Below are 21262 nucleotides of genomic sequence, written 5' to 3'. Positions count from 1 at the left end.
ATCCGGATCATGTCGCCGCGAGCTTGCTCCGCGATTGAAATATCGGCGTGCAAGGCCGATAATCGTTCGCTGGCCGGCACTGGACCCGTAATGTGACGCCGGCCTTCGACAAGGGGACATGCATTGACGTTCGAGCGGATGCCGGTTGGCGCATGAGGCTCTTTACCAAGGGACTATTGCTCGTCGCGGTGCCGGTAGTGTGCGAACTGGCGCTGTTGGTCGCGTTATTCGGCGTGGAACGGCAAGTGGCCGACGCCGAACGATGGGCGTTGCAATCCAAAAAGGTAATCAACCAGGCCGAGGCGCTGCTTGGTCCGTTGCTGCGCCAGGCGTCGCAATTGCGCACGGGGATTATCGTCGGTGATCCGTCGTTCGCGGACAAGCGCGCGACATGGGTCGAGCTGGCCGACCGGCTGAATGCGCTCGAGGCGACGGTAGCCGATAATCCTGAGCAGACCGGCCGCATTGCGCGTATGCGCGAGACAATCGACCGGTATCGCAAGCTGACGCAGCGTGTGGCTGAGCAATTGCGCGAAGGTGAGCGCCAGCGCGTCATCGAGGCATACCGCGGTGAGGAAATGCCGCGCGAGATCAATGAATTTCGCAGCGAGTTGGGCGACTTTGTTGATGCGGAGAACAAGCTACAGGCGGATCGTAACGCTCAGTTGCAAGGCTCGCTGAAGACGCAACAGTTCATGCTCTGGTTTGCGGTGAGCGTGTCGCTGCTGATTGCGGTGATCACAGCGCTTGCGTTTGCGCGACACATCGGCCAGCGGATCGAGGTTTTGACGATGAACGCGCTGCGCCTGGGCACGGGCGAGCCTCTAGGCGCCCCGTTGGGTGGCTGCGACGAAATCGCACAGCTTGACGAGGTGCTGCACGATACGAGCCGCAAGCTGGTGCGGGCCGAACGCGAGCACGCATTGTTGAAGGCCGACTTGCAACGACGCACCGGTGAGCTTGCGCAGGTCAACGAGGAATTGCGTCAACAGACGCAGGACAATGAGATGTTTATTTACAGCGTGTCGCATGATCTGCGCTCGCCATTGGTGAATCTGCAAGGATTCTCGCGCGAGTTGAAGGTCTCGGCCAGCGAGTTGCGCGAGACGATTGGCGAGCTGGATCTGCCCGTGGCCGAGCGTGAGCGGCTGCAGCGCATCGTTGACGGCGAAATTCAGGAGTCGATCGGTTTCCTGCAAAGCGCGGTCACCCGCGCAGGCGGCATCATCGAGGCATTGCTGCGGTTGTCGCGCGCGGGTCGGGTCGAGTACCAGTGGGCGCTGGTGGACATGAGCGCTGTATTGCAGCGGATAATCGGGGCGCTGAAAGGCCAAACGGCGGCGAACGGCGCACGCGTGCTGGTTCAGCCGCTGCCGCCGGCATGGGGCGATGCTGGCGCGATCGAGCAAATTTTCGGCCAGTTGGTCGGCAATGCATTTGCTTACCTAGATCCGTCCCGCTGCGGCGTGATCGAGGTCGGTTGGATCAATCCGGGCGGTGACGGTGACTTGCCACAAGCCGCCGCGCCCACGGCGCACGTCGTGCAGCCTGGGCCGAACGGTCGCATCGCCACGGTGCGGCTAGCTGGCACGGGCGAGCGCCATCGCGTCTATTATGTAAGAGACAACGGGCGCGGCATTCCGGCGGCGTCGCTGCCAAAGGTATTCAGCGCGTTCCAGCGGCTGCATACGGATGCGGGCCCTGGCGATGGAATCGGGCTTGCGCTGGTCAAGCGGATGGTGGAGCGCCATCGCGGACGTGTCTGGGTCGAGTCGGCCGAAGGCGCGGGATCGACGTTCTACGTTGCATTACCTGCGCACGCGCCGCTGGGCATGGCGTACCCGGGAGGTGTCGCGATCGGTCGCGCACCAGAGGTGAAAAATCAAGACAGCGGCAAACGTTTGCCTTACTGGGCACAGCGCGAGGCGGGCATGGCTGCTCTCCATGTACTGACCGCGCACCGGGTTGAGGACGCCGGTTTCGGTCCGTATGCCGGTGCATACAATACTTCTTGGGAAAAATCATGACAATCGGGGAGACGGTCAGCATCATCCTAATCGAGGATGACGATGGCCATGCGACACTGGTCGAGCGCAATCTGCGCCGCGCAGGCCTGACTAATGGCTTTAAGCGGCTGTCCGACGGTCACCAGGCGCTAGACTATTTCTTCGGTCCCGAGCCGCTTGGCGATCTGCGCAACTGCGTAGTGCTGCTGGATCTGAAGATGCCGCGCGTGGACGGGGTCGAGGTGCTGCGCCGTCTGAAGGAATCGCCGCAGACCGCGTCGCTGCCGGTCATCGTGCTCACGACCACCGACGATCCGCGCGAAATCGAGCGGTGCTACGAACTCGGCTGCAATGTCTATATCACCAAGCCGGTCGAATACGATGCATTCATCGAGGCGGTCAGGCGGCTGGGCTTCTTCCTGCAGGTCGTAAAGCTGCCATGCAGCGTGCGGCCGAGCGCACGCTGACCACGTCCCGGAGCCATCATGTCCAGCGACGCTCATGTGCTGGTGCTCGACGATGACGAGGGCATCTTACTGCTTGCGGCGCGCGCGTTGCGGCGGGTCGGCTATCGTGTCAGTGCATGTTCGACGGTGCAGCAGGCGCTCGATTGCATTGGCGAGCCGTTGCCGGATCTGCTCGTGCTCGACTACCGGCTCGGTACGCCACAAACCGGACTGGATTTTTTCCGCGGATTGGTTGCACGCGGGATCAAGCTGCCGGCTATCCTGGCGACAGGCTTTTCGGACGAGTCGCGGATCATCGAGGCGTTGCGTGCCGGTGTGTCCGATGTGGTGCCAAAAGCGGCCGATTACCTCGATTACCTGCCCGAGGCCGTCGAACGTGCGTTGAACGAAGCGCAGATGCGGCGTGTCGTGGCGGAGTCTGAGCGGATGCGCGATCGCGAGCGGCACTATCGGACTATTGCCGAAGCGCTGCCGCATCTGGTCTGGACTTGCACGCCGGGCGGCGAATGCGATTTTCTGTCTAGGCAATGGTCGGATTACACCGGAATGCCGGCTGGCGCGGAACTGGGTGCCGGGTGGTTCGACGCGGTACATGTCGATGATCTTCCCATGCTGCGTGATGCATGGCGACAGACCGTCGGGCGAGGTGCGGATAGCTTCATTCGCGAGGTGAGGCTGCGGCGCCATGACGGCGTATATCGCTGGTTTTGCTTGCGAGGTACGGCATTGCGCGAAGCGGACGGGCGCATTGCGAAGTGGTTCGGCACGTGTACGGACATCCAGGATCAGCGCGAGGCGAGCGACGAGCGTGAGCGGCTGCTCCAGTCCGAGCAGGCGGCGCGGCAGGCGGCCGAAGAGGCCAATCGTGCGAAGGACCGTTTTCTCGCGATGCTGTCGCACGAGTTGCGCACGCCACTCACGCCGGTGCTGGCCAGTGCGCGAATGCTCGAGCGCGCTCGTGACGTTCCCGAGCCGGTGCGCTCGGCCATGAAGATCATTCGACGCAATATCGAGTTGGAGGCTCGCCTGATCGACGATTTACTGGACTTGACGCGAGTGGCCAACGGTAAGCTGTTGCTGGCGCTGGAGACTGTGGATGTGCACGAACTCATCGATGCGGTGCTGGAAATTTTTCGCAGCGACATCCAGGTCAAGCAATTGCGCGTGGAACTGGATTGCACTGCACAGCACCGCTTCGTCCGCGCCGACCGCGCGCGATTGCAGCAGATGTTATGGAACTTGATCAAGAACGCGGCCAAATTTACGCCCGAGCATGGCCGCATCGTGCTGCGCACGCGCGATGCCGAGGTGCCATCTGAAACCGGTGCGCCGCAGATCCAGATTGACGTGCAAGATAGTGGTATCGGCATCGCGCCGGAGCAACTGGGGCGACTATTCAACGCATTTGAGCAGGGTGGGCAGCATACCACCCAGCAGTACGGTGGCCTGGGGCTAGGCCTGGCCATCACCAAGGCGCTGACCGACGTGCATGGCGGGACGGTGCACGCTGCCAGTGAGGGATTAGGGCGCGGCGCCACTTTTACGATCGTGTTGCCTAGTGTCGAGGCACCTGGGCCGGTGATGGAGCGCGGCACGATCGCGGCGGCGCCGCAGCGTGCCACGCTGGACATCCTGCTGGTCGAAGACCATCAGGACACAGCCGACGTGATGGCTCAGCTCATCGCGGGCTTTGGCCACAACGTGATCGCGACCGGGACCGTGGCCTCGGCGCTGCAGGCCGCACGGCAGCGGCACTTCGATCTTGTGGTCAGCGATATTGGCTTGCCCGATGGTACGGGGCTAGACCTGATCACGGCGTTGCGCGGCATCGAGACCGGCGCACACGTGCCGGCGGTGGCGCTGACCGGCTATGGCTCGGATGACGACGTGCGCCGCTGTCTGGAGGCCGGCTTTATGTCGCACCTGACCAAGCCGGTCAACTTCACGCTGCTCGAAGGCCTGATCGAGGAGATCGCGATGGCCAAGGGCAGCGGTGACGCATTGTCCACGCCTACCACTTGACGCCGTGACGTTGCGGCGCCTGCCGCGCGCCACGCGGGACCTTGTGTAGGCGTGTCAGTCGCGCTTTTGCAGTTTGTCGCGGATCTTGCGCAGCAATGCGATATCTTCGGGTGGTGCTGCCAGGGTTGCCCCGACCCCAGCGGCGTCAAGCGCTCAAGCGATGTAAGCGACCCAGGCGACTCAACCGGCGCTGGCGGTACGGCGTGGGACTGGCAGTTGCATGCCGACGCCGAGTCGGTTCCAAGCATTGATCACCGCGATCGCGAAAGTCAGGTCGGCAATTTCCGTGTCGCTGAAGTGAGCTTTCAGTGCCTGGAAATCGGCATCGGCTGGATGGCCGCCAGGTAGTGTGGTCAGGCGCTCGGCCCAGTTCAGCGCTGCGCTCTCCCGCGCATCGAATAGCTCGGTCTCGCGCCAGGTTGGCATGCTGAGCAGGCGTTGCATGTTTTCACTTTGCTGGAGCAGGTCGTGTGAATGCATGTCGACGCAAAACGCACATCCGTTGATCTGCGATACACGGAGGAACACAAGATCACACAGCTTCTGGCCGAGCGTGGAACGTCCCAGTGCGGCATTGACCGATGCCAATGCAAGATAGGCGTCCTTGGACAGTTCACGGTAAGGCAGGCGAGGTTGGCTCATCATGGTTTCCTTTCACGTCAATGGACTATGAGCCTTTATCGTAGGCGGCGGATGGGTTATCGTAAAAGGCCAAAAACGGTTTAAATGAGTAGGCCATGATGCGAGCTGGAGCAGGGCGATGACAGCGGAGCACGGCGGCAAGCGGGCCATGGCGCGCGAATGTCGGACCAGCACGATGCCGGCGGCCGAGTGGGCCTGCACGCTAGAGCTAGACCGCCGGTGCGGCGAGCCCATGTATCGGCAGCTGGTCACCCGGCTTCGTGAGGGCATTTTGGACGGCCGATTGCCCGCCGGCATGCGGCTGCCGTCCACGCGTGCGCTTGCCACGCAACTCAATACTGCCCGTGGTACGGTTGAACTGGCCTACGAGTTGCTCGCGGCGGAAGGGTTCATCGAGACGCGCGGCGCGGCCGGCACCCGGATCAATGCACGACTCCCGCCACAGCATGGGCCGACGAAGCCCGCGCCTGCACCGTCGGCCGACAGTGCATCAGTGAGTGCCCCGATAGCCGTGGCGCCGTTGCAAATGGGACTGCCCGCGTTGGATTTGTTCCCGCGCAAGCTGTGGGCCCGGGTAGCGAGTCACGAAGGGCGCGTGTTGGCCGCGGAAGCGTTCAGTTACGGCGATGCGCAAGGACAGTTCCGCTTGCGTCATGCGATTGCCGGCTATCTTGCGATAGCGCGCGGAATCGACTGTGACCCTGCCAGAATCATTATCACGAACGGGTATCATGGCGCGCTTGGACTGCTGATGACGGCGTTATTGCCGGCGACGGCGTCGCGCCCGATTTGGTTTGAGGATCCCGGCTACCGACGGGCACGCGACGCATTAAGGCTGGCCGGCGCGCAATTGGTTGGCGTGCCAATTGACGACGAAGGACTGGATGTCGACGCAGGCGTGGCGAAGGCACCACGGGCCTGCATGGCATTCGTCACGCCTTCGCACCAGGCGCCGCTGGGAGTATCGCTGTCATTGCCGCGGCGGCTCGCGTTGCTGGACTGGGCGGTGCGCGCCAACGCGTGGGTCGTCGAGGACGACTATGATGGGGAATTTCGTTACTCAGGCCGACCGTTGCCCGCGCTGGCAAGCCTGGACGGCGGCGAGCGCGTGCTCTACGTTGGCTCCTTCAGCAAGGTGCTCGCGCCCGGCCTGCGGCTCGGCTATATCGTCGCGCCGCCAACGCTCGCCGGGCACTTGGCCAAGGTGGCCGCGTTGCTGGCCCCGCCCCCGGCCCTGACACTGCAGGAAAGCATCGCAGCCTTCATCGAAGCCGGACATTTCAGCCGGCACATTCGCCGGATGCGCGCCGCGTATGCGGTGCGCCGCGACGCACTTGCCGCGGCGTTGCACCGTCGTGTCGGCGGTGTATTGGATATTTCGCCCAGCGTCGGCGGTATGCATCTGATCGGCTGGCTGCGTGAGTGCTCCGCGCCACGCGACGGCTCGTTGGCGAACGACGTGTTGCTGGCCCGGGCAGCGGTGCGCAGCGGCCTCGCACCCGATGCGCTGTCGCAGTGGTATTTGCATCAGCGGCGACGTGACGCGTTGTTAATGAGCTTTACCAACGTGCTGCCGGAACGGGCCGACGACGTTGCCGTCAAGCTAGCCACCGCATTCGAGCGACCTTACGCGTGATGGCTGCCGAGGAATTGCCGCAGTTCTGCCAGCACCCGAGCCAGGTCCTCCTTCATCGGGGTGTGTTCGTCTGTGCATTGGCCGAACATCACGGAGCGTTCGCGGCAATGCGCGGCGTGGTCCGTCGCGTGCTGGGTAGGCGTCGCGCCGGAAATGGCCGACGACGTGCCGCGGATGCAATAGATGCCGTGATGGCTGCATGATAGCTTAGACGAAGTTTACTCGCGGATCGTCGTATACCTGCTTCACCTGTCGCAAGACTACATCCATACGCCGGCGCGCCGCGAGGTGTTGCTGGATACGGCGCAGCGTTTCATCGTGCGCATGTTCGCCGGCGGGTACATACTGTAGCCGTAGCCGCAATAGACGTCCAATCGGCTGCGCGCAATGCGTGGGCTGTTCAGGTCCAGTTCGAGTCGTCGTTGCCGCCGACGTCGATGCTACTGCCCGCGTCGTCGTCCCAATCGTCGTTGCCGCGGCCGACATCGAATCCCGGGTCGGGCTGTACGCCAGGATTGCCTCGCCGGCGCTCGTCGTCAACGATCACTTCACGCTCAATCACCCGCTCGCGGCTGCCCCCGAGCATCTGACCGAGCAGCACGCCGGTCAACAGCCCGCCCATGCCACCTCCAACGCCGCCCGGTTGCTGCACGATCACGGTCGGTTGCGTCGGCGGTGGCGGTGGCGCCGCGCCGCCCGGCGCTTGGCCGAACCGTTCGGCTTCCTGGGCATACACGGACGGGTTCCCGCTGCTTGGCAGCGTACCGGTGCCGGCATTGCCCGCGGCCGCATTGGGATCGGGGCGTCCTTCAGTGCGGGCTCGGGTGCTGTTCAGGCGACGCTCGAGATCCTCGAGTGCATAGTCGGGCACCGGGCTGCCATTGTTCGCAAGCTTGTCGGTCAACTCGCGCAACGCGGTTTCGATCACGTCGACTTCGACAAGCAGCGCTTCGTGTCCCGGCGCCGTCGAGAGACGCACATCGAGCTTGAGCGAGCGCGCCGCGTTCAGCAGTTCGGTCGCGCGCTTGAGTTGCGCGCGGCGCTGCTCCTGCGCGCGGCTGTCATCGTTCGAACGTGCGTGCAACACGGTGCGCCACACCAGCAGCACGACCAATGCGAGCACGATAACGAAGCCGATCCACATGCCGATCGATGGACCGTGGCGCGGCGCGTGCACAGGCGGCGTGATGGGCGCCACCGCCGTGCCGGCGTTGCCAGGCAGCATCGCGGGTGCAGACGGTGCCGGCCCACTGCGCGACACCGCACGTTCGGCCTGTTGCTGCACACGCGCCTCGATAGCGTTGAACTGTGTGGCGCTGGAGGCAAAGCGCAGTTCAGGGTCAAGCGCCCGCGCTTTCTGAAGTTCGGCCAGCGCGTCCGGGGCTCGGCCTTCCCGGGCGAGTACCTGGCCGTACAGGTAGTGCGCATGGGCGCTGTTCGGATGCGTGCGCAACACTTCGACGAGCTGGCTGTGTGCTTGCTGCCAGTTGCCTCGTGCAATCGCGTTGTCGACGTCGCGCGTGCTGGGCAACGCAAAGGCGGCAGCCGACGCTGCGATGGCGGCGCTGGCCAGGATGATCGCCAAAAGTTTCTTCATTGTTCGATCGGGCCATGCATCGGCCGTACAGGGGTGCACCGGAGCGTGGCGCATGCGGTTTACGACTGGGCGGTTATGCCGAGTTGCTTCTTCAGCGCCTCGAGACGATCGTCGACGGAGGGCCCCTTGGACAGCGCGGCCAGCTTGTCATCCAGCGCTTTGCCGCTACGCTCGTCAGCCGAGTTCAGTCGCGAGTCGGAGCGCGCATTCTGCAGCGCGACTTTGTCCTCGAGTTTCTGAAAGTCTTCTGCAAGGTTTTGGCCGCCGATGCCGCCTAGCGCGGTAGCCGCCGTATCCTTCGCTTGCGCGATCTGCTGCTTGGCTTGCAGGATATTCGAGCGTGCATTCAGGTCGTTGCGACGTTCGCGCATCGCGTTGATTTGCTGCTTGAGCTGTCCCACCGACGGCTCTAGTGCCGCCAGTTCCTTCGCAATCGCGTCGCGTTCGGCCTGCGCATTCGCCTGGGCACTGAGTGCTTCGCGGGCCAGGGCCTCATCGCCGGATTGCAGCGCGCGTTTCGCTCCCTCTTCGTATTTCTTCACCTTGTCATCGGCGACGTCGCGCTTGCTGCGCTGCATCGCGACCTGCGCCTCGATCTCGATCAGCGAGTTCTCTGCCTTCGCGATGCTGTCGTCGAGTTCGCGTATGATCTGCCGCGCGTCTCGCGACGGATCCTGGACCGATTCGGCTGCGTCGTTTAGCAGACCCTTGAGCGTCCGGGAGATGGTGTTCAGTAGCGACATGAATTCCTCCGTTGATTGGACCGCGCACGAGCATTGACCGTCGCGAATATGGGGGCTGGGCGGGTGGTTGCAAGAGCCGCACTTGTCGCGCCGTTGGCCGGCTCGCGTGCAGGCTACGCCTGTGCTTTGACGGGTTGATGGCGGATTTGTTGCGCCGCCGCGCTGCCTGATGTGCGGATCATACGCGACGTGGCTGCGACGCGGTGCGGCAGCGCGCATCAGCAATTGCTTACAAAAAAGTCGGGGGGAGCGCCGCGTGCACGCATTAAAATGCGCGTTTTGTCGCGACGCCGCAATCCGCACGGGGCGGTAACATCACGCGCGTCGACGAGACCGCGGTGTTATCTTGACATGCCTACCGTAAAACGACCCGATCCGTCCGATCCTCAACGCGGCGAGCGCCGCGCGTCACCGACGCGGCAGCATGCCGCGGCACGCCAGCGGGGTGGGCCGCGCTCGCTGACTGCCTCGTGCATGCTGGGCTTGGCCAGCCTGGTGGCGGCTGCCGCAGTGATCGGCGCACTGGCGCTGGGCTACGCGCTGGTTGTGATGGGACCCAAGCTGCCATCGCTGGACGTGTTGACCGACTATCGCCCTAAGGTGCCATTGCGCGTTTACACGGCCGACCACGTGTTAATCGGCGAATTCGGCGAGGAGCGCCGCAGCCTTGTGCGAATCCAGGACACGCCCGACGTGATGAAGAAGGCCGTGCTGGCGATCGAGGACTATCGGTTCTACAAGCACGGCGGCGTGGACTTCATCGGTATCCTGCGCTCGGGCATCACGGACCTCATGCATGGCGGGCGGACGCAGGGCGCGAGCACGATTACGATGCAGGTAGCGCGCAACTTCTTCCTGTCCAGCGAAAAAACCTATACGCGCAAGATCTACGAGATGTTGCTCGCCTATAAGATCGAGGCGGCGCTGTCCAAGGATCAAATTCTCGAGTTGTACATGAATCAGATCTATCTCGGTCAGCGCGCGTACGGATTTGCCGCGGCGGCCCGCGTGTACTTCGGCAAGGACCTGAAGGACATTACGCTAGCGCAGGCCGCCATGCTGGCGGGATTGCCGAAGGCGCCGTCCGCCTACAACCCCATCGTCAATCCCAGGCGTGCGAAGGTGCGGCAAGAGTACATTTTGAAGCGCATGCTTGAGTTGCGCTACATCACGCAGGACCAATACGACCAGGCGATCCACGAAGACTTGCACGTGCGTACGGCGGGCAACGAATACAATGTGCACGCGGAATACGTCGCCGAAATGGTGCGCCAGGCGATGTACGCGCAATATCGCGACGAGGCCTATACGCGCGGGCTGACGGTCACGACGACGATCGACTCGGCGGATCAGGCCGCCGCCTACGACGCAGTGCGCAAAGGGGTGCTCGACTACGAGCGCCGCCATGGCTATCGCGGACCCGAGGCGGGCATCGAACTGCCGCCCGCCGGCGATGAGCGCGACCAGGCGATCGAGGACGCGCTCGTCGACCATCCGGACAACGGTGATCTGCTTGTCGCTGTGGTCATTGACGCGAGTCCGCGGCAGGTCGATGCGCAGTTGTCCGATGGCACCGTCGTGCAGATGAGCGGCGACGGGCTGCGGTTTGCCGCAGGCGCACTGTCACCCCGCGCGTCGGCGTCAGTGCGGATCCGGCCCGGCTCGGTGATCCGCATCGTGCGCGAGGCGAACGGTTGGGCCTCGATTACGCAGCTGCCGCAGGTCGAGGGTGCGCTCGTATCGGTCACGCCGCAGGACGGTGCGATCCGCGCGCTGGTCGGCGGCTTCGATTTCAACAAGAACAAGTTCAACCACGTCACGCAGGCGTGGCGGCAACCGGGCTCGAGCTTTAAGCCGTTCGTTTATTCGGCCGCGTTGGAAAAAGGGCTGGGCCCGGCAACCATCATCAACGACGCGCCGTTGTATTTTCCGCCGACGACACCGGGTGGGCACGCGTGGGAACCGAAGGATGATGACCAGCCCGAGGGCCCGATGCCGATGCGTGTGGCGTTGCAGAAGTCCAAGAACCTGGTATCGATCCGGATTCTGTCGTATATCGGCACGCAGTACGCGCAGCAATACGTGACCGAGCGGTTCGGCTTCGATCCTGACAAGACGCCACCCTACCTGCCGATGGCGCTGGGCGCGGGACTGGTGACGCCGCTGCAGTCGGCGGCAGCCTATTCGGTGTTCGCAAACGGTGGCTATCGAGTCAATCCGTATTTGATCGCGCAGGTCGACGATGCGCACGGCGAGCCGTTGTTGAAGGCCCAGCCGCTGGTGGCCGGCCAGAATGCACCGCAGGTGATTGCCCCGCGCAACGCGTATGTGATGAACAGCCTATTGCATTCGGTCGCGTCGGCGGGCACCGGCTCGGGAACCAACGTGTTGCATCGCGGCGACCTGGCCGGCAAGACCGGGACGACCAACGACGCCAAGGACGGCTGGTTCGCTGGCTATCAGCACACCCTGGTCGCGGTCGCATGGATGGGCTATGACCAGCCCAAATCGCTCGGCAGCCGCGAATTCGGTGCGCAGCTGGCGCTGCCAATCTGGGTCCAGTACATGGGACGCGCGCTGCGCGGCGTGCCGCAGTACCAGGCGCCAATGCCTGAAGGGTTGACAACGATCGATGGTGAGCTGTTCTACGCGGACAAGACGCCGGGTAACGGCTTTATCGCGTCGATCGGACTCGACGCGAACGCGCCGGCCGGTGCAAGCGATTCGAACGCACAGTTCGGCACGGTGGGGCCGGGTGGTATGCAACCGCCGACGCCGCCGCCCGATGTGAATTCGGCGGAGCGCCAGCAGATCATGAACCTGTTCGACGACAGCAAGCCGTAATGCGTGCCAAGCCGCCGGGCTACTCCATACGCGCTGACCCAAAAAGCATGCTGCGAGAATGGGAACATCACCGCCGGCAAAGTTGTGGGTGAATTGGGCCGGCTCTATCGCAGCAGCGAATTCCTTCACTTGCTGCGCACGATCGCCAGCGTGCCCGTCGACATGGACGGGCATCTGTTGATGGGCAACGACGGTACACACAACACGCCTTCGATCAACATTTGGTTCGCTCGTCATCGGCGCTTCCCTGTTCATTTCACGCCGATTTCCGCGTCTTGGCCGCGCGGCGCTGTTTAGCGGTGGCATTGAGCTCTCGCCGTATTACTTTGTCAGCGGAATCCGGGCAACCTATGCCGGGATGTTGATCGCGGTACCAGCCCAGATATAGGAAGGCTATGATTGGCTCAACTCGGCCGTAGGCTGAACAAGATCGCTACGCACGTTGATCTTCGCACGTTGCGCAAACATGTGCGGGAACCGAAAGTGCCCAAGAAGGGAAGCTATGCTGCGGATGCGTGGCACGAGCATGTCTTAACCGCACGTGTCATCAAGGCTGCATGTGCCATTTAATCACCTTGAAAGGTGACCCCCTTTTCACGCAGTTCAGAAGTAGAAGCTATGCGGCGATGGCCAGCCGCTGCTTTGAAGTTAATCCGCCCAGGGCCATGCTCGGGCAGTCGTGATGGTTAATCCACATCCAATCGGTCGCGATTCGGCCTGCCACGCCAACTGATGATCTGGCGCATCGCACGGATCACCCGCTGCGACGGCAACGAGAGGTCGATTTCGATGCTGAGTGCCTCATGGTTGAAATCGTCGATCACGTTGAGTAGCCGAATGCGGCGTTCAGCGGACAGTTGGACGTGCATGAAATCCATGGATCCAACCTGGTTGACGGCTGACGGTACCGTCAGCGGTTCAGGTGCCTGTCTGATTAGCCGCTTATGCGGTTTGATCCGCAAGTTAACTCGGGCTCGCGATAGATCCGGTACACACGTTTGTGATCCCAGCTGAAGCCCTTCACGTTACGCAAGTACAGGAAGCACAGCCCAAAGCCCCAGTTCCGGCGGTTGTCGAACAGACGCAGTAGCCAGTTCGCAATCTCGTTGTTCTCGGCGCTGCGCCGACCGACGTACTAATAACAGGCTTGGCGGATCCCAAACGCCTCACATGCCAGCCGAATCGATACGCTCCGGCTGGACACCGCATGCATGGCCATATCACGCCAGCAAGATAGCCTCAGTCTTTTTTGCGAGCGCCTGAGCAACGATCTCGGCCTTGATCTTCTCCTCGATGACCATCTTGGGCAGCCGGGCATTCTCGGTCTCCAACTCCTTCATCCGCGCGATCAACAACTCGTCCATGCCACTGTACTTCGAACGCTACTTGTAGAACGTCGCTGTGCTGATAACCAATTCTCGGCATAGGTCCGGTACCGCCAGTTCCGACTCTTCATGCTTGAGCGCGTCCATGATCTGGCTGTCTGTAAATTTCGATTTCTTCATTCCGTAGAATTGCCTTAATGAGAAAATTCAAGCCGGTAATGCATCGGTGGTACGGGTTTCAAGCGTCTGAGGCGGTCAATCGCGCACTGCACCTGGGCGACATAAGCGGGTACGTCAATAGCGTGATGGCACGATGGGACAAATGCCGCAGTTCATAAAGCTTGAAATTTTGTTGCACTTGTGAGAAATTCCTTTCTATCTGAACGAAGGGCGCGCAGCGAAATGAGGCATGACGGTTCGCTGAGGCAGGTGCAGTACCGCGGTCTTCAATCCATGCAAGCGATGTTTGAGGCACGATAATGAAAGTGGATACTGGCTTGACTCAACGACACTCTCCTCAAGTGCGCGGTACAGCCCCAGTCTCTTTCTCCTACTGTCAGTTTCACGAGCACGGCAGTAACGCCGCGTGATACTTGATCAAGCATATCCACTCTTCTGCTCATTGTTTAGCGACCCGCGCTGGTGTGTGCCGGCGTGTTGCAGTGCTTTAAACCAGCTGATGCATGAATCGCTTTGCGTGTGAAGCGAGAGTGTGATCCGATTTGATCCGTTTGGGTTTCGCAGACCAGATCTAGAACGAGTTGCGAGTTTTTCGGCGTTTCGGGTCCAGCCGGATCCGGCAAAAGCACCAGCTGACAGGCAAATTCAGCGGGCGCCGACTCTTTGAGAGCAGAGAGAGGACGGCTCTCGTTGCAATTCCGGCGTCACGCTTGGACGAGGCGCTTTTGCTTCGCTCAACGTCTTGGACCAATATAAGTTTAAACACTCGTCGCAGAATGATCCGTAACATTTCGATGTGTCAATTATCCGTCGGCTTACCCGGCCGGGTGAAGTCAACTTTTGCGCGATGATGATACGCCCATATATCGAGCAGACGCCAGGAAAATTCGCTGCCATTGTCCACGAACAGGTGTCGTGGAGCGCCGCTTCTGGCTGTGATTCGATTCAGTGCTGACACCACGTGTTCGCCTCTTAATCGTTGACCGGCTTTGATGGCCAGTGCCTCCTTCGTAAAGACACCCACGATCGTCAAGGTTCGGAATTTTGAGCCATCAGCAAGCTGGTCGGCTATAAATCCATACTTTAGGTGTCGTTCGGTTTGGCCGGCATGATCTTCGCTACCCGTGTCACCACCATCTTTCGTCGCTTCGCCAGCTTCGAGCGCAACTGCAACTGCTCTTTGCAATACAGCCGGTACGCCTGGTTCTTTCCCAACTGCCAGTTTTCACGTGCAGTAGCACATGGACACGTCGATAGCCGTAGCACACGCGCGTGTAGGCAATCTCGCGCATGCGCACGCGAAACTCCGCACGAGGGTCCTTGACGCTGTGGTAGTACTGAACGCTGCGCGGTTGCTTCACGAGCCGCCAGGCCCGCCTCATCGTCAATCCGTAGTGGCTTACCACGTAATCGACTACGTCTTTCCTCAGGGCGGGCCGGGCCACTTTTTGAGGCAGCAGTCTTGTCCAGGCTCAGCTCAGCAACGAGCTTTTTGAGCCGCGCATTCTTGTCATGCAATTGCTTGAGATTGCGCACTTGATCCGACTGCATTCCAGCGTATTGCTTCTTCCATCGATAGGACTTCTGCATCGGAAATGCCGATCTGGCGGATCATGCCCGCCACCAGCCTCCCAGTTCCATTTGCTTGAGCACAGTTACAATTTGTTCTATCGAGAAGCGCTTCCGTTTCATGGCGCCCCCCTCCTGGCTCAGGGTCAAGTTTGACGCAAAACTCGCTCTCGCATCGGCCCAGAATTCTTAAAGCAGATCATGGCGCATATTCTGGCTCACCATGATCAGCCGGTCTGTTCCGCAGGCGCCGTTGCTCTTGGGCAACCTGATCAAGCTTGCTCAGCTTGGCTGCTATCTGGCACACGCCAGCGGTAAGCCTTACATACCTCAATTTTAAAGCAATGTCTAGAAAGAATAGTTTTTAAACAGTGTAAGCAAGAACCTCAAAAACGCCCTGCCGGCGGCAGCGCCTCGCTCGCCGCCTGGAACGGGGCAACATCACTAGGAAACTCGATGAGGCGACACAAATTGTCTGCGCATCAGCGCATGGCCGTGCTCGATGCATGGAAAGCGGGGTACTCAACATCGGCGCTGTGCAAGACCCACGGCATTAGCCGAGCGACATTGTATTTATGGAAGCAGACCTATACTGGCATGTCGGCCGAAGCGATCCACCGATGGGATGCGCTCGCGCGTGAGCACGCGGTACTGCGGCGCCAAATGTTGCGCGAACAAGCCGACCGGATGTTACTACAGGCTGTGTTGCAGGCACTCGAGCTGACGGTGGAGCAAAAGCGAGCCATGGTACTTCGGGCGCGCACGATGCGCTTGAGCAGCGTATCACGGGCGTGTCAGTTGCTTCGGCTGTCCCGTTCACAATTCAATTTCGACGCGGCGAATGACCCCACGCTCAGTCGAAATTCTGCTGCGCGCGCGCCGATTTCTCGGCCTTGTGAGATGGGATGAGAGTGTTACCTGGTTCTTTTTTGTCTCTTGTGCAAGCATTTTATCAGCCCTCTTAGAGGATAACGACAGCTGTTGGACCCAGGTAGTCGGAGTGGCGCATAAGCCGATAAAAGGTCGTGCGCGACAAATAAGTCGTCGAGCAAGAGTCGTCCGCCGCCGAGGTTAGCGTGCAGCCTTCGGGGAAGACATGCGCGGTAAGCGGACATAGGTGGGCGTTTTTCGTTTCGGGATGCAGCAGTTGTCTAGAAACAATTTGCGCTACAAAGACGATAGGTCAGCACATATCATGCGGTCACTCGCGTTCTTGTGCGGTATGCCGAATGCCGCAAAAAGAGAGCGTGTGCGATCCACCCCGACGAGTCAGGCGAGTGGCGCACACGAGTAAGAAGTTGACAATGAAAAGGAAGCGACGTACGCGGTGGCTCCAGCTGGCCGGACATGTCGATTGGTGGCCGGTACCTCCCAGTCGGGAAGGGGCCCAGTATGTGGTGTAACGAAGTGGATCGATTACGCTCATTAACGTAGGAAATAGAACATGGCACTGGATTCCAAGACGATGGCGGCGACTTATCCAATTCCGACCTATCGCTTTACGGTAACGGTCGGTAAGGAGCAGATGGCCTTCAGCAGCGTGTCGGGGTTAGAGCAGTCAGTGGAAAAGATTGAGTACAAGGACGGGCTCGGTGGCTTGTATCAAATGCCAGGACAGGCGCAATCAGTCACGCTCACGCTTAAGCGTGGAGTGATGCCCAAAAACAGCCAACTGTATGACTGGATGAGCTCGATTTCACTGAACCGGGTGGAAAAGAAGGACATTTCGATTAGCTTGACCGATGAGGCGGGTAAAGAGCTGTTGGTGACGTGGAACGTGAGCAACGCGTTTCCGACCAAGCTTACCGCGCCAAGTCTGGATGCAGCGAGTAACGAAGTGGCATTCGAGGAGCTGAGCCTGGCGGCGGATCGTGTGACGGTAAATTTTCATTGAGAGTTGAGCGTGTCGCCAAACGATTGAGTTGGTGAATGGACAATGAATGTAAAGAGGGGATCATGGTTGATTACAAGGTACCTGGGGTGTATGTGGAGGAGCCGTTTGAGCTGGCGCTGTCAATTCCGGCGGGCGAGACAGCGATTCCAGTGTTTGCATGTGACGACGTCAAGCAGTCTAAGGTTTCCGATCTGCAGGATGGGCAGGAAATCCAGTCGTGGCTGGACGTAAACCAACTCATCGCAAAACAGCGCGATCCACTGCAGCAAGCGGTGGCCAACGCAACAACGACAGACAGCTTGAAGACAGCTCAGGAGGCGTTGAATAATTTTAACGACGCTTTGTTAAGCGATCCGCTGTATCTGTCGTTGAAGACGTATTTCGACAACGGTGGCGGGCGGGCCTACGTGATGAACGTGAATTCGCTGGCATCGGCCGTGCCGGGGTTCGACGACATCACGTTACTGGTGCAGGCCGGGGCAAAACTAGACAGTTTCAAGACGTCTGTCAGCACACTCTGCAAGCCGGGCAACACGTACTTTGCGGTATTCGACGGGCCGTCTGAAGAAATCGATCGTAACGGTCAGGTGACCGCCTCGACAGCTAGTATAGGCAGCGATCAAGAGACGCAGAAAAAGGCAAAGAACGCAACAGAACCAAAAGACGCAACAGAACAAAAGAACGCAACAGACCCAACAAAAGACTACGACTCGAATCCGTACACGGCAGCGTACTACCCGTGGCTGCAGGCAGACTGGGCGATTAAGTCAGATAAGACGCGCGTTGACATCCCGCCGAGCGCGGCGGTTGCGGGCGCGTATTGTACAGTAGACCGTGAACGTGGGGTGTGGAAGGCGCCGGCCAACGTGGCGCTCAAAGGCGGCGTGACGCCAAAGTATAAAGTGTCCAATGATCTCAACGGAATACTGAATGTGCCGAGCTCGGGCGGCAAAGCAATCAACGTGATTCGCACGTTTCGTGGCATGGGTCCGTTGATTTGGGGGGCGCGTACATTGAAGTCTGACCTGGACACGTGGCGGTATGTGCCGGTGCGGCGCCTGTTCAATGCGGTGGAAAAAGACGTGCACCGTGCGATGGGGGTAGCGGTATTCGAGCCTAACAGCGCGCCGACGTGGGAGCGGGTGCGCAGTGCTATCGATATTTATCTGCACAATCTATGGAGGCAAGGAGCACTGCAGGGCAGTACGCCGCAGCAAGCATATTTTGTGCAGGTTGGACTGGGCCAGACGATGACGGCAGACGACATTAATAACGGCAAGCTGATTGTGCAGATTGGTCTGGCGGCGGTGCGTCCGGCCGAGTTCATCATCTTGCAAGTGTCGCAGCAGCAGCTATCGGTATCGTGAAACCGGATTCGACGCGATGTAAAGTGGGCGGCGCTTCATAATGGAGCGCCGATCGAATAGTGGTCCGCAACGCGATTATTGCCGGCGGACTGGATATTCCGACACAGACGGCGATTTATTTTCTGGCGATCTAAACTAACCGTGAAAATAGGTGCAGCGGCAGTACGCCCGGCAAAATGCATTGAACTGCAGTTTATGCAAAAAGTGGTAAATGCGGGCGACGAGAGTGAGAGTGCGGCATGAGCATGCAATGGTCGGAGCAATGGAGTATGTCTGGGGTTAGACTGGCCGAGACGAACAGCGTGGCGCCGCAGGCACCGCAGGTGCCCAGTGCCGTGCCGGTGTGGATAGGCTGGCTCGAGCAAAAGGTAGACTCCGACTCCAATCCTAACGATCTGCCGCATAGTCAACTGGTGCGCTTGACGACAATCGATGATTGGCCGTGGAAGCAACAACAGGAGCAACAGCCGCTTTACCGAAGTGTGCGTCACTATTTCAATAATGGTGGGGACCTCTGTTATGTATACATGCTGCGCATGCAGTCAGAGCCTACGCTTGAGCAGCTGAAGGCAGTGCTGGGCAATCCGCAAACATATGAGCCAATTGTCAACCAAACAGATATCACGCTTGTAGCGGTGCCGCAACTGGTTCAGGCGATGGAGTTGCCGACGATGGCTGCCGAACCGGCAGGTGCGGCCTTGCTTGGCACAGCAGCGCAGTCTTATATCGACCTCTGGCGCAACCTGTTGAGCGCGTGCCAGGAGCGGCCAGATTGGTTCTTTGTACTTGATGCACCGCGCGACATGGCACTGGCACAGGCGTGCCTGGACGCGCTGCGCGGCTCCCACGCGTTGGGTGAGCGTGGCCAGCACGCGGCGCTGTATGGGCCGCACTTGGTGACCGACTATGAGGATGGCCCACCGGTGTTGCCTCCAAGTGGTGCGGTCGTGGGCATGATGGTGCGCACGGACCGCGAGCGCGGCGTGTGGTCCGCGCCGGCTAATGAGGCATTGGTAAGAGTGGTGCGCACCGAATGCCACGAGAGCGGCGCGCAGCAGTGGTTCAGTGCGACCGCACCGTCAATCAACCTGATTCGTCGCTTTCCCGGACGAGGCGTGCGGGTATGGGGATGCCGCACACTGGCCGGTACGACGGCGGGACCGTTTCGTTATGTGCAGATTCGTCGGTTATTGACATATGTGCAGACCAGCCTGACACAGCTGTGCCAGTTCGCAGTGTTCGAGCCGAACGAGCCGATGACATGGTTCAAGTTGAAGTCAGTGGTGAGCGCGTGGCTGCATGAGTTGTGGCAGCTCGGCGGATTGGCGGGCGGGCGCGAGGAGCAGGCATTCGAAGTCCACGTGGGGTTGGGCGAAAGCATGACGGCACACGATGTGATAACGGGCCAATTACGGATCAAAGTGCGCTTGGCGGTGTTGCATGCGGCGGAATTCGTCGAGATTCAATTGCGTTTGGACCAGCAGGCGGCAATTGAGCAGGCCGCATAACAAGCGAAAAGAACAAGGATCATGGCCAAGATCATCGAACCGAATGCGCCGAGCCTGTCGCATCGCTTTACAGCGACGTTTTTCTTGAATCGTATGCCGAGTGTGTCGGCGGCCGATATGCGGTTTCAGCGCATCAGCGGGCTGTCGCGTGAGATGAGCGTCAAAACGATCAACGAGGGCGGCGACAATGTGGGCAGCCGGCATTTACCAGAACGGGTGACGTTCGGCAACGTGGTGCTCGAGCGCGGCGTGATGCCCACAACGATGCTCACGGATTGGCTGGGCCGCGCTTTTAACGACTTCGATATCAGCGTGCTGGGTATAGCGGGGGGCGGCAAAGCGGTGAATGGCGTGATGCACAGGTTGGACGCGAAAGTGCTAGGGCAGCTCACGCAAAAGGCGCTGGACCAGTTTTCGGACGGACTGACCGCGATCATCATGTTGCTTGACGAGCATAATTTACCGATCAGCAGCTGGACGCTCACCGGCGTGGTGCCGATCAGATGGCAGGTTGGTGATTTGGACGCGAGCAGCAATACGGTATTGATCAATACGATGGAGCTGGCGTATCACCGGATGCGCTGGCTGGGGGTGCGGGCATGACCGTTGAGATTCGACAATTGGTGATTGAAGCGCGCGTGGTAGACGACGAACGCGGCCGTGTGCCGCGGCGTGCCACACCGCACTTAAATTCTCTGGAACAGGCACAGCTAATTGACCGGGTTGTGCAACGCGTGCTGGAGGCGTTGCGTGAACAACAGGAGCAGGTCTGATGCGAGCCGATCATGCATTGGCGAAACTGCGCGTAGAAGCTTACGCGGATCGCGACGCGGTGACGGCCACGCGCACGCTCACGACACTGTACAACCCGAGCTCAATTCATTTGAGTTATGAGGCTGACTATGTGTCGCAGGCGTCGCTGACGACCACCTGGCCCGGCGATGCGTACCGGCAGGTGCAGCCGGGCAGCCTGTCGCTGGAGCTCGTGTTTAATCGCTGGGACCAAGGCGATGATGTCGCCACCGCGATTCAGTCGCTGCATCGGATGTGCTTTGGGATCGAGCCGGACAGTCAGACCGGCGAGCCGATGTTCCTGCGGGTGGTCTGGGGGCAGATGCGCTGGCATGGCGACGGATATTTTGCCGGCCGGGCCCGTTCGCTGCGGGTCGCTTATACGCAATTCGATCGCAGCGGCCAGGTACTACAGGCCAGCGCGCGGCTCACATTAATGGCTGATGGCGGGTTAAAGCGCCAGCAGGCGGGCAAGGTGCGTCAGGCACTCGCGCATCGTGTGCCGGGTGGCGATACGCTGCCACTGGTGGCCGCACAGTCGGGCCGCAGCACGGCCGCGCGCGATTATCTGTCGCTGGCCTACCAAAACAATTTAGACAGTATCAGCGTGCTGGCGCCGCATGCGGCGCTCGCACTCGGACGGGACGAGGACTAACGGGAGCCAGACGAG

The 21262-nt window shown here is 60.5% G+C and carries 16 protein-coding genes and 2 pseudogenes; 13 read left to right on the top strand and 5 right to left on the bottom strand.

Going from position 1 to position 21262, the window contains the following annotated elements; genetic code table 11:
- Positions 1-152 precede the first annotated feature (152 nt).
- Genes RBRH_RS07575 through RBRH_RS07565 form a run of 3 tightly spaced genes read left to right on the top strand, consistent with a single transcriptional unit; the run spans position 153 to position 4495 of the window.
- Positions 153-2027, top strand: a complete 1875-nt coding sequence (locus RBRH_RS07575) for a sensor histidine kinase (RefSeq protein ID WP_049786390.1) — start codon at positions 153-155, stop codon at positions 2025-2027.
- A complete protein-coding gene (locus RBRH_RS07570; protein WP_041753621.1) occupies positions 2024-2473 on the top strand; it encodes a response regulator in 450 nt (149 codons plus the stop codon). Before RBRH_RS07575 ends, RBRH_RS07570 begins: the two co-directional genes overlap by 4 nt.
- 18 nt (positions 2474-2491) lie before the next feature.
- Positions 2492-4495, top strand: a complete 2004-nt coding sequence (locus RBRH_RS07565; RefSeq protein ID WP_013435542.1) for a response regulator — start codon at positions 2492-2494, stop codon at positions 4493-4495.
- 180 nt (positions 4496-4675) lie between these two features.
- Here the strand turns inward: RBRH_RS07565 and RBRH_RS07560 are convergent, their stop codons facing one another.
- Positions 4676-5140 (bottom strand): carboxymuconolactone decarboxylase family protein, encoded by a 465-nt coding sequence (locus RBRH_RS07560; protein ID WP_013435541.1) that lies wholly within the window; start codon positions 5138-5140, stop codon positions 4676-4678.
- Between the two features lie 115 nt (positions 5141-5255).
- On the opposite strand from RBRH_RS07560, the gene pdxR reads away from it, so the two are divergent.
- Positions 5256-6773 carry a MocR-like pyridoxine biosynthesis transcription factor PdxR gene (pdxR, locus tag RBRH_RS07555; RefSeq protein ID WP_013435540.1) on the top strand — a complete coding sequence of 506 codons (1518 nt, stop codon included), beginning with the start codon at positions 5256-5258 and terminating at the stop codon, positions 6771-6773.
- Positions 6774-7173: 400 nt separating this feature from the next.
- Here pdxR and RBRH_RS07550 read toward each other — a convergent pair whose 3' ends face one another.
- Together RBRH_RS07550 and RBRH_RS07545 are read right to left on the bottom strand one after the other, a co-directional pair.
- On the bottom strand, positions 7174-8370 hold the full coding sequence (locus RBRH_RS07550; protein ID WP_041753619.1) for a tetratricopeptide repeat protein: 1197 nt from the start codon (positions 8368-8370) through the stop codon (positions 7174-7176).
- 59 nt (positions 8371-8429) lie between these two features.
- Positions 8430-9113: a PspA/IM30 family protein gene (locus RBRH_RS07545; RefSeq protein ID WP_041754305.1), complete on the bottom strand. Its 684-nt coding sequence runs from the start codon at positions 9111-9113 to the stop codon at positions 8430-8432.
- A gap of 351 nt (positions 9114-9464) precedes the next feature.
- Between RBRH_RS07545 and RBRH_RS07540 the strand changes: the two genes are divergently transcribed.
- Positions 9465-11957, top strand: coding sequence for a penicillin-binding protein 1A (locus RBRH_RS07540; RefSeq protein ID WP_041753618.1), 2493 nt, complete (start codon positions 9465-9467; stop codon positions 11955-11957).
- A 129-nt stretch (positions 11958-12086) separates the two neighbouring features.
- Complete coding sequence (locus RBRH_RS20195; protein WP_463140212.1) at positions 12087-12254, top strand: hypothetical protein; 168 nt, start codon at positions 12087-12089, stop codon at positions 12252-12254.
- A gap of 319 nt (positions 12255-12573) precedes the next feature.
- Here the strand turns inward: RBRH_RS20195 and RBRH_RS07530 are convergent.
- Both RBRH_RS07530 and RBRH_RS07520 read right to left on the bottom strand, forming a co-directional pair.
- Positions 12574-13462, bottom strand: a pseudogene (locus RBRH_RS07530) (transposase).
- A 605-nt stretch (positions 13463-14067) separates the two neighbouring features.
- A pseudogene (locus tag RBRH_RS07520) lies at positions 14068-15154 on the bottom strand (IS3 family transposase); the annotation flags it as partial.
- Positions 15155-15487: 333 nt separating this feature from the next.
- Here RBRH_RS07520 and RBRH_RS07510 point away from each other — a divergent pair.
- The 7 genes from RBRH_RS07510 (at position 15488) to RBRH_RS07485 (ending at position 21247) form a co-directional block, all read left to right on the top strand.
- Positions 15488-15940 carry a transposase gene (locus RBRH_RS07510; protein WP_013435524.1) on the top strand — a complete coding sequence of 151 codons (453 nt, stop codon included), beginning with the start codon at positions 15488-15490 and terminating at the stop codon, positions 15938-15940.
- Between the two features lie 535 nt (positions 15941-16475).
- Positions 16476-16925 carry a phage tail protein gene (locus RBRH_RS07505; RefSeq protein ID WP_013435523.1) on the top strand — a complete coding sequence of 150 codons (450 nt, stop codon included), beginning with the start codon at positions 16476-16478 and terminating at the stop codon, positions 16923-16925.
- Between the two features lie 62 nt (positions 16926-16987).
- Entirely contained in the window at positions 16988-18292 is a 1305-nt protein-coding gene (locus tag RBRH_RS07500; RefSeq protein WP_157864388.1) for a phage tail sheath family protein, read from the top strand.
- A 239-nt stretch (positions 18293-18531) separates the two neighbouring features.
- On the top strand, positions 18532-19800 hold the full coding sequence (locus RBRH_RS16235) for a phage tail sheath family protein (RefSeq protein WP_013435521.1): 1269 nt from the start codon (positions 18532-18534) through the stop codon (positions 19798-19800).
- A 21-nt stretch (positions 19801-19821) separates the two neighbouring features.
- Positions 19822-20403 (top strand): phage tail protein, encoded by a 582-nt coding sequence (locus RBRH_RS07490; RefSeq protein WP_013435520.1) that lies wholly within the window; start codon positions 19822-19824, stop codon positions 20401-20403.
- On the top strand, positions 20400-20573 hold the full coding sequence (locus tag RBRH_RS18860; RefSeq protein WP_013435519.1) for a DUF5908 family protein: 174 nt from the start codon (positions 20400-20402) through the stop codon (positions 20571-20573). The genes RBRH_RS07490 and RBRH_RS18860 overlap by 4 nt, the downstream gene beginning before the upstream one ends.
- Positions 20573-21247, top strand: a complete 675-nt coding sequence (locus RBRH_RS07485) for a CIS tube protein (RefSeq protein WP_013435518.1) — start codon at positions 20573-20575, stop codon at positions 21245-21247. Before RBRH_RS18860 ends, RBRH_RS07485 begins: the two co-directional genes overlap by 1 nt.
- The last annotated feature ends 15 nt before the right edge of the window (positions 21248-21262 follow it).

The organism is Mycetohabitans rhizoxinica HKI 454 (assembly GCF_000198775.1).
GTDB classification, from domain to species: domain Bacteria; phylum Pseudomonadota; class Gammaproteobacteria; order Burkholderiales; family Burkholderiaceae; genus Mycetohabitans; species Mycetohabitans rhizoxinica.
Note: the sequence above shows the minus strand (reverse complement) of the source record. Positions and strands in the feature narration are given on the sequence as shown.